This window comes from Flavobacterium sp. ARAG 55.4 (genome assembly GCF_051846875.1).
Classification (GTDB): Bacteria; Bacteroidota; Bacteroidia; order Flavobacteriales; family Flavobacteriaceae; genus Flavobacterium; species Flavobacterium plantiphilum.
In genome coordinates this window covers 128,978-141,577 of the sequence record NZ_JBPYCT010000008.1, presented here as the reverse complement: position 1 = coordinate 141,577, position 12,600 = coordinate 128,978, and the positions used below count along the sequence as shown (strand labels likewise).

13 protein-coding genes are annotated in these 12,600 nt (G+C 33.8%); 11 read left to right on the top strand and 2 right to left on the bottom strand.

Translation table 11 applies throughout. From position 1 onward, the window contains the following. The first annotated feature begins 17 nt into the window (after positions 1-17). From ACSV4D_RS10740 to ACSV4D_RS10710, 7 genes are all read left to right on the top strand, one after another. Positions 18-1,403 (top strand): alginate export family protein, encoded by a 1,386-nt coding sequence (locus ACSV4D_RS10740; RefSeq protein ID WP_439228277.1) that lies wholly within the window; start codon positions 18-20, stop codon positions 1,401-1,403. A gap of 5 nt (positions 1,404-1,408) precedes the next feature. After that, positions 1,409-2,146 carry a sulfite exporter TauE/SafE family protein gene (locus ACSV4D_RS10735; protein ID WP_408079829.1) on the top strand — a complete coding sequence of 246 codons (738 nt, stop codon included), beginning with the start codon at positions 1,409-1,411 and terminating at the stop codon, positions 2,144-2,146. 253 nt (positions 2,147-2,399) lie between these two features. Further along, entirely contained in the window at positions 2,400-3,275 is an 876-nt protein-coding gene (locus ACSV4D_RS10730) for a cell division protein FtsX (protein WP_439228276.1), read from the top strand. An 86-nt stretch (positions 3,276-3,361) separates the two neighbouring features. Then, positions 3,362-3,595, top strand: a complete 234-nt coding sequence (locus ACSV4D_RS10725; RefSeq protein ID WP_408079833.1) for a DUF3098 domain-containing protein — start codon at positions 3,362-3,364, stop codon at positions 3,593-3,595. 75 nt (positions 3,596-3,670) lie between these two features. Next, positions 3,671-4,468: an undecaprenyl-diphosphate phosphatase gene (locus tag ACSV4D_RS10720; protein ID WP_439228275.1), complete on the top strand. Its 798-nt coding sequence runs from the start codon at positions 3,671-3,673 to the stop codon at positions 4,466-4,468. Beyond that, the gene (truB, locus tag ACSV4D_RS10715; RefSeq protein WP_439228274.1) at positions 4,468-5,169 is read left to right on the top strand and encodes a tRNA pseudouridine(55) synthase TruB; all 702 of its coding nucleotides are present in this window, start codon (positions 4,468-4,470) and stop codon (positions 5,167-5,169) included. Before ACSV4D_RS10720 ends, truB begins: the two co-directional genes overlap by 1 nt. Before the next feature lie 146 nt (positions 5,170-5,315). Further along, positions 5,316-6,278 (top strand): peptidoglycan DD-metalloendopeptidase family protein, encoded by a 963-nt coding sequence (locus tag ACSV4D_RS10710; RefSeq protein WP_439228273.1) that lies wholly within the window; start codon positions 5,316-5,318, stop codon positions 6,276-6,278. Between the two features lie 475 nt (positions 6,279-6,753). On the opposite strand, the gene ACSV4D_RS10705 is transcribed toward ACSV4D_RS10710, so the two are convergent. Continuing rightward, positions 6,754-7,377, bottom strand: coding sequence for a thioredoxin family protein (locus ACSV4D_RS10705; protein WP_408079840.1), 624 nt, complete (start codon positions 7,375-7,377; stop codon positions 6,754-6,756). A gap of 107 nt (positions 7,378-7,484) precedes the next feature. On the opposite strand from ACSV4D_RS10705, the gene ACSV4D_RS10700 reads away from it, so the two are divergent. From ACSV4D_RS10700 to ACSV4D_RS10685, 4 genes are all read left to right on the top strand, one after another. Beyond that, a complete protein-coding gene (locus ACSV4D_RS10700; RefSeq protein WP_439228272.1) occupies positions 7,485-8,270 on the top strand; it encodes a patatin-like phospholipase family protein in 786 nt (261 codons plus the stop codon). Positions 8,271-8,331: 61 nt separating this feature from the next. Beyond that, a complete protein-coding gene (gene pyrH, locus ACSV4D_RS10695) occupies positions 8,332-9,039 on the top strand; it encodes a UMP kinase (protein WP_408079843.1) in 708 nt (235 codons plus the stop codon). A 63-nt stretch (positions 9,040-9,102) separates the two neighbouring features. Beyond that, the gene (frr, locus tag ACSV4D_RS10690) at positions 9,103-9,666 is read left to right on the top strand and encodes a ribosome recycling factor (protein ID WP_408079845.1); all 564 of its coding nucleotides are present in this window, start codon (positions 9,103-9,105) and stop codon (positions 9,664-9,666) included. A gap of 115 nt (positions 9,667-9,781) precedes the next feature. Then, positions 9,782-12,274 carry a DUF5686 family protein gene (locus tag ACSV4D_RS10685; RefSeq protein ID WP_439228271.1) on the top strand — a complete coding sequence of 831 codons (2,493 nt, stop codon included), beginning with the start codon at positions 9,782-9,784 and terminating at the stop codon, positions 12,272-12,274. On the opposite strand, the gene ACSV4D_RS10680 is transcribed toward ACSV4D_RS10685, so the two are convergent. Continuing rightward, positions 12,271-12,600 (bottom strand): DMT family transporter, encoded by a 330-nt coding sequence (locus tag ACSV4D_RS10680; protein WP_439228270.1) that lies wholly within the window; start codon positions 12,598-12,600, stop codon positions 12,271-12,273. The two genes, ACSV4D_RS10685 and ACSV4D_RS10680, sit on opposite strands and share 4 nt — an antisense overlap.

Genomic DNA, 12,600 nt, shown 5'->3' with positions numbered 1-12,600 from the left:
ATCTGCTTCATACATTTATGAAAAAATCGATTATTCTTTACTTCTTAGCTGTATTTGCTTTTCTTCCTGTCGTAAGAATAAAAGCTCAGGACAATGCAGCTTTTACGAGGTTATTAGTTCAAAAAAAATTGATTACTCAAAGAGAAGCCGACTCTATACTGACAGCTACAGAAATAACTAAAAAAGGAAGTTCAGAAAATACAGATTTCAGCATTAAATTGGAATTCAGACCACGATTTGAATACAGGGATGGTTACAAACAATTGCGAACAGCCGATAGCAAAGCGGCTTATTTTACTTCACAAAGAAGCCGTTTAAATGTCGATTATGCTCAGCCAAAATTCAAATTCCATACTTCGATTCAGGATATCCGTGTTTGGGGACAATACGGACAAACTTCTGCATCGGGTTCCCTGAATGTATTTGAAGCTTATGCAGAAACTGGAATTTCAAATCATTTCTCGATAAAATTAGGTCGTCAAAAAGTAGAATTAGATAACGGCAGAATTTTCTCAGCAGCCAACTGGAGTCAGGCAGCGAGAGCACATGACGGAATTAATCTAACTTTCAACAACAATACGATTCATTCGGAATTGATAACATCTTTTAACCAAACTTCCGAACGTATTTTTGATACCGATTTTTCACCAACAACTTTCACCAACTACAAATTGCTAAACGTTCATTATCTAAAAGCGAAACTGAATAAAAATTTCAGTCTGACAACAATGAATGCTGCCGATAGTTACCAAAGTAAAACCAATAGCAATACGCTCTACACTCGTGGAACTTCTGGCGGACGACTGGATTTTGAAAAAGGCAATTTATATTTAACCCTGAGCGGTTTTTACCAATACGGTCAATTACAAAGCGGAAACCAGATTTCGGCTTATTATTTACAACCTGAAATCCAGTTAAAAACCAATAAACTTAGTACACGGTTAGGAGCAGAAATCACGAGCGGTGATAAGGCCGAAAAATCAACTACAATTTCCAAATCCTTCGTGCCACTTTATGGAGTAGCCTGGAAATTCATGGGAAATATGGACTATTTTACGTCCTTTCCTTCTGATGTAAAAAATGGCGGTTTAATTAATCCGTATTTATTTTTTACTTATGATTTAAATAATAAAATAAGTCTGCGTTCTGATTTTCATTTGTTTTACTTAGCTAATAAAGTCAAAAATAATCTGGACCAAAACATCAATCCGTATTTGGGTTTTGAAAATGATTTATCAGCCCACTACAAATGCAATTCTTTTACCCTAATTGATTTTGGATTTTCGTACATGGCAGCCGAAAAAAGCATGGAAACCCTGAAATCAGGAAACAGCAACATCACCCCAGTTTGGAGTTATGTGATGGTAACTTTTAAACCCGAATTGTTCCACCTTAAAAAATAATTTTCATGGATTACAGCCCTATTTTAATACTATTTCTATTAGCATTGGTTGCATTTTTATATTCATCTGTAGGTCATGGCGGTGCCAGTGGCTACTTAGCTATTATGACAATGGCAGGTGTAGCTCCCGTTATGATGAAACAATCGGCATTAGTGATGAATTTAGCTGTATCGCTATTCTCATTTATTGGTTTTTACAGAGCAGGTGCTTTTAGGTTAAAATTATTTCTGCCTTTTGTGATTGCAAGTATTCCGATGGCTTTTTTAGGAGGCAGTATGAGCTTACCGGATACTATCTATAAAAAAATATTAGGTATTTGTATCTTCATTTCAATTATCAGGCTCGTATATCAATTTGAAGAAAAAAATGAACCCAATCGGGAAATCCCTCTTTGGGCAGGACTTTTTTCAGGAGGCAGTATCGGACTCCTCTCCGGACTATTAGGTATTGGTGGCGGTATTATTCTTAGTCCGTTAATGCTTTTAATGCGTTGGTCAAAATTAAAAGAAACCGCAGCTGTATCGGCTTTATTTATTTTTGTCAATTCGATTTCCGGACTTTATGGGCAAATTCAAAAAGGAGGTTTTTATTTATCCGAAGATTTACAAATAGCCGTTCTGGCTACCATCATTGGGGGTTTATTAGGCTCTCATTTTGGAAGCCAAAAATTCAACACTAAAACATTAAAATACCTCCTTGCTCTTGGACTGACAATTGCAGGCCTGAAGTTACTTTTCACTTAAGAATTCTCTTTTTTGAAATTTATTTAAATTAAAAAAAATCTCTGTCCAAACCTAAAGAGAGGAAAACCTCTTGAAATTGACCAAAATCACCCCCTTTAGGGTTTGGGAGATGTTTTTGATGATATTAAAACAGGCTCTGGCAATAATATTTTTAAAATCCCGGTTTTATTATAAGAAAATTAAAACTTTGAACGTTATTAACTTCATATTAAAGAAATACTTTATTATTTTTACCCCATAATTAAAGTAAGCTATGAGTTCTTCATTTGATAAGTTTCAAAAACGCAGGTTAATTTCCTCTTATTTTTCGGTAGTATTGAGTATATTCTTAGTGTTATTTCTGCTGGGAACATTAGGACTTTTTATTATTAATTCTAAAAAGTTAGCAGACGATTTTAAAGAAAAAATTGCCATGACGGTTTTCTTTAAAAACGAAGCTAATGACACTATCTTAAAAAGTTTTGGAGCCGAATTAAAAAAAGCTCCTTATGCAAAATCCATTACGTATGTCAGTAAGGAAGCCGCAGCTAAACAGCATACGGATATCATTGGTGAGGATTTTTTAACTTTTCTGGGCGAGAATCCGTTGCAGAATTCTTATGATATCCATCTTAAAGCTTTATATGTAGAAAAAGACTCTGTTGCTAAAATAGAACAAAACTTGCGTACTAATCCGGTGATTTCGGATATTGTTTATGACAAACAATTAGTCAATCTGGTAAATGAAAACATAAGAAAAGTAAGTATGTGGATTTTAGTAATCAGCGGATTCCTTACTTTCATAGCGGTATTGCTAATCAATAGTTCACTGAGACTTTCTATTTACTCTAACCGGTTTATTATCAAAACCATGCAGATGGTAGGTGCTACCAAAGCATTCATCCGCAAACCATTTGTAATGCGAAGCGTAAAATTAGGAATGCTTGGAGCGGCTTTAGCAATTTTAGCATTAATTGGGCTTTTATCTTATGTAAATGCTAACTTTCCGGAACTGGGAATCGTAGAAGATAAGACTTTGATTGTATTGGTTTTTGCTGCTGTTTTCGGATTTGGCGTTTTAATCACCTGGTTAAGTACTCATTTTGCTACCCAGCGATTCTTAAACCTCAGAACTGACGATCTTTATTAATTTCAGATTGCAAATTCAGATTTTAGAATTAGAAATAATAACTTAAAAAAAACGGAATGAGATTGCTTCGTTCCTCGCAATAAAAAATGAAAGACGATAAACACGAATTTTTATTTGACAAAGTAAACTACAAAATCCTTTTGATAGGAATTGGAGTAATTGCCCTTGGATTTATTTTAATGTCAGGTGGCGGCAGTGATGACCCAAAAGTGTACAGCGACGCTATCTTTAATTTCAGGAGAATTCGATTAGCGCCTACTACTGTTTTAATTGGTTTTGGAATTACTATTTATGCCATTTTAAAAAATCCAAAGAAATAGTATTCAGTGTTCAGTATTTAGTGATCAGTTAGTAACAACTAAAATCTGAATTCTAAAATCTAAAATCTAAATTAAATGAATACATTACAAGCTATTGTTCTTGCAATAATAGAAGGAATTACTGAGTTTCTTCCTGTTTCTTCTACCGGACACATGATTATCGCTTCTTCCTTTTACGGAATTGCACAGGACGATTTTACAAAACTTTTTACTATCGTCATCCAGTTAGGAGCGATACTTTCAGTTATAATTCTTTATTTCAGACGCTTTTTTCAATCTTTTGATTTCTATTTTAAATTATTGGTTGCCTTTATTCCTGCGGTAGTTTTAGGCTTATTGTTAAGTGATTTTATCGATGGTTTATTAGAAAATCCGGTAACGGTTGCCATTTCGCTTTTAATTGGAGGGATTATTCTGCTAAAGGTAGACGACTGGTTTAACAATCCTGATACTACCGAAACTTCACAGGAAATCAGTTATTCACAAGCCATCAAAATTGGTTTTTTCCAGTGTTTAGCCATGATTCCGGGAGTTTCCCGAAGTGGAGCCAGTATTGTGGGAGGAATGTCTCAAAAATTATCCAGAACATCAGCAGCCGAATTTTCTTTTTTTCTGGCTGTACCTACCATGTTTGGAGCTACTGCAAAAAAATGCTATGATTATTACAAAGACGGTTTTGTATTAACTGATGAGCAAACTAACTTGTTAATCATTGGCAATGTGGTCGCTTTTATTGTAGCACTTTTAGCTATTAAAACCTTTATTGGATTTTTAACGAAAAACGGATTTAAAGTTTTTGGTTATTACCGAATAATTGCCGGAATCGCTTTGTTATTGATTCACTTTTTTATTCATCCGCTTAGCATATTATAATGACAACCGAAGAATATTTAGACGGACAAATTTTACTGATAGACAAACCTTTAAAATGGAGTTCGTTTCAGGCAGTTAATAAATTAAAATACCTGCTGATTAACAAAGTGGGATTGCCTAAAAAGTTCAAAATAGGTCATGCAGGAACTTTAGATCCTCTAGCCACAGGATTACTTTTAATCTGCACCGGAAAGTTTACCAAAAAAATTGCTGAACTTCAGGGACAGGCCAAAGAATATACGGGAACGTTTCACATAGGAGCCACTACTCCATCTTATGATTTAGAAACCGAAATTGATGCCACTTTCCCAACAGCACATATTGATGAGGCTCTAATTCACGAAGCGGTGAAACAGTTTTTAGGTGAAATTGACCAAAAACCACCTATTTTTTCGGCAATTAAAAAAGACGGAAAACGCCTGTATGAACATGCCCGTGCCGGAGAAGAAATAGAAATTGCCAGCAGAAAAACCACCATTCACGAATTTGAAATCACCCGAATTGCACTTCCTGAAATCGACTTCAGAGTCGTTTGCAGCAAAGGAACTTACATTCGTTCACTGGCATTTGATTTTGGGAAAGCCCTGAATTCCGGTTCGCACTTAACCGTTCTAAGACGAACAAAAATTGGCGATTTTGATGTAAAAAATGCGATTGATGTTAACTTGTTTGAAGAGTCTTTAGGATTAAATTCTAAGTGAAATCATTCTGTAAAAACAAAATATAGAAAAGCTATAATTCAAATCACCGTTTTTTTTGTTTTAAAAAAAATACTACAAAAAAATAATTATTGATTCTGTTTTTTATTAGATTTGTTTCAACCAATAGTAACTAATAAAAATCAGACATGAATGGCAGAATAATTATTTTATTGATTTTTTTATGTTTTGCTTTAAACTCTTATGGACAAATAGAAGGCGTTCGTGTTACTTACACTAGAAATCCTGATAACAGCTGTGATTTTTATTATCAAAAAAGCAGTCCCGGAACTTACCATCTTATTGTAAAATTTGAATCACTTAAAAACACTGATAAATATTTTTATGAAGGAAATATTAAAGAAAACTCCGGATTTTTATTCAAACTAAAACCCATTAAACCAGAGAAAAAGATAAAATTTATTTGTGAGCCTTATTTCATAAAAGGAAATCCAAAACCTGATATTGATAAAAATTTCAAGTATTTATTACCTTTCAAGAAGGGCGGAAATATTAGTATATGGTCAATTATGACTCTTATGAGCCAACTTGCTGAGGGCGATAATAATTATATCACACCTATTAATTATTCAGAATCCACTCAAAATCAAACAATACACGTTATGAGAAAAGGTATTGTTATTGAAATAGAAAATGAATACGATTTTGATCCCAAAAGTTTTGACATATTTTACGAAAAAAGAAATTCCATTATAATAGAACATGAAGACGGTACTTATGCCAAATATGCAGGGTTTAAAAAAGACGCTATCAACGTAAAAATTGGGCAAACCGTTTTACCAACAGAGTATTTAGGAATTTTAGAAAAAAGTGTAGATAATCAATACCACCTTTTTTTTCAAATTTACTATAAAGCTTATATGAAAGATGTTTTTCCAGATAAAAAAAAACATTTAGACCGACGAATTACAAAAAAATTAAACCCATTTTTCCAAACAAATAAAGGCTTGATTGCTTTAGATGATAAAATGTACAAATCCCAAGATTACACTGTAACTACTCCTGAAAACATTATCAAACAGGAGCTCACCAAAAAAGAATTAGAAGAAAGAGCCGAATTTCTAACCAAGAAAACTGCGATATCTAATTAGAAATTTAAAATATCCATTTTAAGAAAATTATGATCAGATTATTTTACATTATTTACAATTCTTATTATAAACATGGAGAATACAAAGATGACATCCCTAATTTAACTGTTGGCGGAATATTTACAGTTTCATTTTATTGTGTTGAATTATCAATGATTAATCTAATCGGTTATATTGACCCCTCATACCAAAAAATGAAAATAAGTGGATTTAAAAGTTTCATTATTTCAATGACTAGCATTTTGATAGTTTATTTTCTTTTTTATCATAAGAAAAGATACCATAAAATATATGACCATTATAAAAATGATACTTTTTTAAATAGTAAAACAGCAAAATGCCTTGGTTTTATTATTATTGTTCTGATAATTATATCTCCGTTTATTTTAGCGATGCTACAAAATAAAATTCTTCATGGTTATTGGGTATAATTTCTATAAAAAATCACGTAAAGTCTACAAAACAAAAAAGCTCACTAATTCTCCACATTCTCCTTGTCTAAATCCAGCATCATATCTATAATTTCTGCCTGAGTTGAAATTCCTTTATCATGTAAATACCATAACTGCAATTCGGTTTTTATGGTTTCATCAAAAACTTTATGTTCTTTTCTGTAATTAGCAATAAGATCCGCAGCTCCTTTTGGTCTTGGTCCCCAATGCGCTAGTGCAACCGAGGTTTTTTTATTGATAACAATCAGTTTAGGAATGGCTCTGCCTTTATTGGTTAGAAAATGATCCATTAATTCTAAATTATCATCTCTCAGAACAATTCTCATTTCAATTTTTCCATTCGAAGCATCAACCATTTTATCAAAAATGGGCAACAATTGCGCTGCATCACCACACCAGCCTTCAGAAATAACCAGCCAGATATACTCATTTTTCAAAGAACCGAGACTGTTACTATAATCATCTGAAAGTTTCATCGTTTTCTCTAAACGATTCATCCGGGTTTCGTTGAGACTGCTGTAATTTGTTAATTCTTCTGACTGTTCGTTTCCTGTAGATTTACCATCTTTTAATAAGTCGGTTATTAATTTTCTGTATTCTGAATAAGAGTAACTATTGAATAAGGCACGGGCAATGGACTGTATCATATTTTGCTAATGTTTTGAGTAAAGTTAAGCTAAATATAGTGAATGAAAAATGAAAAAAATCACTTCCTAATAACTAAAAAGTGTATTTTTATAAAAATTGCAAAAAGATGAACTTAAATTCAAAATCAATTGGACTGGCGCTTTCAGGCGGCGGAACAAAAGGTTTAGCCCATGCGGGTGCTATCAAATTTTTAGAAGAAAAAAACATTCGTCCTAATCAAATTGCAGGAACCAGTGCTGGTTCGATTGTGGGAGCCATGTATGCCTGGGGAAAAACACCTGAAGAAATTTTAAGCTTTTTCAAATCAATTTATTTATTTCACTGGAGACATATTACTTTTATTAAAGCAGGACTAATCGATTCAGAAGCTTTCAGAGATTATTTTCATGTGGTTTTTGAAGACGCCAGAATAAGTGATTTACAAATCCCAACCCAAATCACTGCTACTGATATGATTAAAGGTAAGTTAAAAATATTTGAACCTGAAACCAGAATTGTTGACGCCTTAATTGCTTCCTGCTCTTTTCCGGGAATAATTTCACCCTATGAAATTAATGAAAATTATTACAGCGATGGTGGTATCTTAAATCATTTTCCCACTGATTTAATACGAGAAAGCTGCGACATGATTATTGGTGTATATGTAAGCCCGATAAACATGATCACGGCCAAAGATTTAAATTCCATCCGGGCAGTCACAACCAGAGCTTTTGATATCCTTTCTGAAAATTCCAACAGCACTAAATTTATACAGTGTGACTGGATTATCCAGCCTAAGGAACTAAGCATCTACAGCACTTTTGAAACTAATAAAGTTAAAATGGACACCATTTTTAATCTGGGTTACCAGGCGGCAAAATACAGTTACGAAAACAAAATTTATAAAATTTAAGTCGGCCTATTTCAGAAAAAAAGAATATCCCTATATTTGCACCAATCAACGCAACAAAGACATGAAATACAAAAGAATTCTTCTAAAATTAAGCGGAGAAGCATTAATGGGAGAACGTCAATACGGAATAGATCCTGTAAGATTAGCTGAATATGCTGAAGAAATCAAAAAAGTTCACGACAAAGGTGTAGAAATTGCCATCGTAATAGGGGGAGGAAACATCTTTAGAGGTGTTGCAGGAGCCAGCAACGGAATGGACAGAGTGCAGGGAGATTATATGGGAATGCTTGCTACCGTGATTAACGGAATGGCTTTACAAGGTGCTCTGGAAGAAAAAGGCATGAAAACACGTCTGCAGACCGCCTTAAAGATGGAATCTATTGCTGAACCTTATATTAAAAGAAGAGCCGACCGCCATCTGGAAAAAGGAAGAATTGTAATTTTTGGTGCCGGAACGGGAAATCCATACTTCACTACTGACACAGCCGCTGTTTTACGTGGAATTGAAATCAATGCTGATGTAATCCTGAAAGGAACCCGCGTAGACGGAGTTTACGATTGTGATCCGGAGAAAAATGCTTCGGCAGTGAAATTTGACTACATTTCTTTTGACGATGTAATTAAAAAAGGATTAAATGTAATGGATACTACAGCTTTTACTTTAAGCCAGGAAAATAAACTACCTATTTTAATTTTTGATATGAACCAAAACGGAAACTTAGAAAAAATCTGCGATGGGGAAAATATTGGAACAGTAGTAAATATTTAATTAGCAGAAAGCAGTTTTCAGATAACAGAAAAATCCGGAATCTAAAATCTAAAATCTAAAAAAATGACTGAAGAAATTGAATTTATATTAGATAGCACACAAGAATCTATGGAAGGTTCTATCGCTCATTTAGAAAAAGAATTTCTAAATATTCGTGCCGGAAAAGCTTCTCCTGCTATGTTAGGAAGTGTTTTTGTGGATTATTATGGCTCATCCACACCGTTAAATCAGGTTGCTAAAATAAGTGTTCCGGATGCCCGAACCATCACTTTACAGCCTTTTGAAAAAAACATGCTGCAAACTATTGAAAAAGCCATTATGGTGGCAAATCTTGGTTTCAATCCTATGAACAACGGAGACGTAATTATTATCAGCGTACCTCCTTTGACAGAAGACCGTCGTCGCGAACTGGCAAAACAAGCTAAAGCAGAAGCCGAAGATGCTAAAATCGGGATTAGAAATGCGCGAAAAGATGCCAATACGGATATTAAAAAACTGGAAAAAGAAGGAACATCAGAAGACATTTGTAAAAGTGCCGAAGAAGATGTTCAAAATCTGACCAATACCTATATCAAAAAAATAGATGAACTTCTTGTTTTAAAAGAAGCAGAAATTATGAAAGTCTGATTTTCAAAAAAACAACTTTAAAAATCCGTTCCGATAGTTTATCAGGACGGATTTTTTATTATTACTTTTGCGATACCAAAACGGCTTTACAGGCGTTTTGATACAAATATCCCTTATGAAGCAGCTTCTCTTATTCCTTTTGTTCACGGTTTCGCTTCAGGCACAATTTCAAATCAACGGAATTGTAAAAGAATCTGTTTCTAATCAGGCATTAGCTTTTGCTACTATTACTACTAATAACGGCATTAGCAGTGTTACTGATGTAGATGGAAAATTTTCTGTTAGTTCGCTGAGCCCTATTACTTTTTTCACAGTTTCTTATATTGGTTATAATACCAATAAAACGACTGTTCAAAGAAACAATAGCTTTTATAACATCTCCCTGAAACAACAAACGGATCATTTAAACGAAGTTGTAATTAATCCCGAAAATGCGGCTTTATCTGTTATAACAAAAACAATTGCACTCAAAGACAACAATAATCCGCAAAAGAGACTGCCTCACTTTACGTATAAAACATACAACAAACTCATTGTTTCGGCAAATCCTGATTCTATTTCAGGGCAGATTGATTCTATTGTTGTTAAAAGAACTAAAAACGGCATATATTATAAAATTGACTCCACTAATTACAAATTTAAGAATACAGTAAGCACCCGGCATTTGTTTCAAACCGAAAAAGTATCCCAATTTCAGTTTGACGACAACACCTTAAAAGAAACTATTTTAGGAACTAAAATGGCAGGCTTAAAACAGCCTTTATACGAAATCCTGTCTTTTAATCTGCAATCATTTTCTATTTATGATACTAAATACGAATTGTTTGAAACCAAATACATCAGTCCGATAGCCGATAATGCAGTAGAAGAATATCATTATAAATTACTGGACACCGTCACCATTAACGGTCGGAATTCCTATATGATTTATTTTAAAAATAAAAAGAAAAATAAGTCCAAAGGGCTTGAAGGTGTTTTATATATTGATCAGAACAGTTATGCTGTGGCAAAAGCTATCCTGCGGATTCGAGGCTTATTAAACATTAGCAGCAATCATGAATTTGAATATTTCCCGGATGAAAACATCTGGTTTCCTGTACATAAAAACTTTCGGATTATAAAAGGAAAAAATGACGATGACATCAGAATATTTGGAGGAACCATTCAGTTTGACGGCGATGTGGATGATTTTAAATCCCGAAAAAAGCAGCCTTCGGATTATATCTACCTGCATTCAGAAAGCTATAATTTTGACCTGGAAAAAAACAAAAAAACGGTTCTAAAAAATCCTTATTTTGCCGTAGAAATAGAACAAAATGCCTTTGATAAAACAGAACCTTTCTGGAATAAATATCGCAAAGACAGTATTGACAATCGTTCCAAGCAAACTTATATAGAATTAGACAGCATCGCATCCAGAAAAAAAATTGCCAGCAGAGTCCGTTTAGGCAAGAAAATTATCAATGGCTATTTACCCATTGGTTTTTTTGACATGGATTTACGCAAAATTTTCAGTTATAACAACTACGAAGGATTCCGTTTAGGCTTAGGAGGTGTTACAAATGAACGTCTTTCGAAAAATTTCAGAGTAGAAGGTTATTATGCTTATGGTACTAAAGACGGAATATTTAAAGGTAGTCTGGGCGCAGCGGTAAGACTTGAAAAACAAACCAATTCCTGGCTTGGTTTTGCCTATACTGATGATGTCAGAGAAATTGCGAGCACTACTTTTTCAATCGAAAAAAAACCTTTTAAAATATACGATCCAAGACCCATTAACATCAGTACTTTTTATAATTATATAAGTTGGAAAGCCTATTTTGAAACCAGAAAAATTCCAAAAACAGAAAGCATCTGGGAAGTTAATCACAGCCTGATTGAACCTAAATTTAATTATGCTTTTCTTTATAACGGAAAATTACATACTTCATACACCATGACAACCGCAATGGTTTCTATACAATGGAGCCCGTTTAGTGATTTTATGCAAACCCCAACCGACCGGATTGAAACCGAAAAACGCTTCCCTAAATTCAGTTTTCAATACAGCCAGTCCTTAGGGAGATTATGGGATAATGATTTTAATTTCAGCAAATTTGATTTCAAAACTGAATATGAGAAGAAATACTTAAATGGGCAGAAAACCAGCTTGCTGCTTCAGGCGGGCTATGCTTTAGGCGACATTCCTATTACACATTTATACAATACTTCACCTAACAACATCACTAAAGAAACCATACTTGAAAGAATTACTTTTGGAGGTAAAAACAGTTTTGAAACGATGTTTTTCAATGAATTTTTCTCTAATAAATATGCTTTTTTCCAATTCAAACATGCTTTTAACCGTGTTACTTTATTTCAAAAAGTAAAACCTTCACTTGTGTTAGTGACTCGTGCAGCCTGGGGAAATTTAGATCATCCGGAGCAGCATGCCGGCCTGGATTTTAAAACACTGAAAGATGGCTTTTTCGAATCGGGTATCGAATTGAATCAAATTTTCAACGGTCTGGGTTTGACCACTTTTTACCGTTATGGTCCTAATCAACTGCCAAAATTTGAAGACAATATTGCTATAAAACTAAGTTTTGTACTGAATTTAGGATTCTAATGATTCGAGACAAATTTTAATCCGATGATAGAAGCTATAAGTGTTACAATAAAAAAGATTCTCCAGAAAGTAGCGGGTTCTTTGAACACTAAAATTCCAACTAAAACAGTTCCTACAGCTCCTATTCCTGTCCAGACCGCATAAGCTGTACCAATAGGCAATTCCTGTGTAGCTTTATACAATAAAAACATACTTACTGTTAAACTCAGTAAAAAACCAATCATCCACCAGACCGATTCCATTCCGGTCGTTTCTTTGGCCTTACCCAGACAGGAAGCAAAAGCTACTTCAAACAATCCGCCTATTATCAAGAAAATCCAACTCAT

Excerpts from the sequence above, each read along its gene's own strand:
- ACSV4D_RS10740 (WP_439228277.1), top strand. The coding sequence starts at position 18 with ATGAAAAAATCGATTATTCTTTACTTCTTAGCTGTATTTGCTTTTCTT.
- ACSV4D_RS10735 (WP_408079829.1), top strand. The coding sequence starts at position 1,409 with ATGGATTACAGCCCTATTTTAATACTATTTCTATTAGCATTGGTTGCA.
- ACSV4D_RS10730 (WP_439228276.1), top strand. The coding sequence starts at position 2,400 with ATGAGTTCTTCATTTGATAAGTTTCAAAAACGCAGGTTAATTTCCTCT.
- ACSV4D_RS10725 (WP_408079833.1), top strand. The coding sequence starts at position 3,362 with ATGAAAGACGATAAACACGAATTTTTATTTGACAAAGTAAACTACAAA.
- ACSV4D_RS10720 (WP_439228275.1), top strand. The coding sequence starts at position 3,671 with ATGAATACATTACAAGCTATTGTTCTTGCAATAATAGAAGGAATTACT.
- truB (WP_439228274.1), top strand. The coding sequence starts at position 4,468 with ATGACAACCGAAGAATATTTAGACGGACAAATTTTACTGATAGACAAA.
- ACSV4D_RS10710 (WP_439228273.1), top strand. The coding sequence starts at position 5,316 with ATGAATGGCAGAATAATTATTTTATTGATTTTTTTATGTTTTGCTTTA.
- ACSV4D_RS10705 (WP_408079840.1), bottom strand. The coding sequence starts at position 7,377 with ATGATACAGTCCATTGCCCGTGCCTTATTCAATAGTTACTCTTATTCA.
- ACSV4D_RS10700 (WP_439228272.1), top strand. The coding sequence starts at position 7,485 with ATGAACTTAAATTCAAAATCAATTGGACTGGCGCTTTCAGGCGGCGGA.
- pyrH (WP_408079843.1), top strand. The coding sequence starts at position 8,332 with ATGAAATACAAAAGAATTCTTCTAAAATTAAGCGGAGAAGCATTAATG.
- frr (WP_408079845.1), top strand. The coding sequence starts at position 9,103 with ATGACTGAAGAAATTGAATTTATATTAGATAGCACACAAGAATCTATG.
- ACSV4D_RS10685 (WP_439228271.1), top strand. The coding sequence starts at position 9,782 with ATGAAGCAGCTTCTCTTATTCCTTTTGTTCACGGTTTCGCTTCAGGCA.
- ACSV4D_RS10680 (WP_439228270.1), bottom strand. The coding sequence starts at position 12,600 with ATGAGTTGGATTTTCTTGATAATAGGCGGATTGTTTGAAGTAGCTTTT.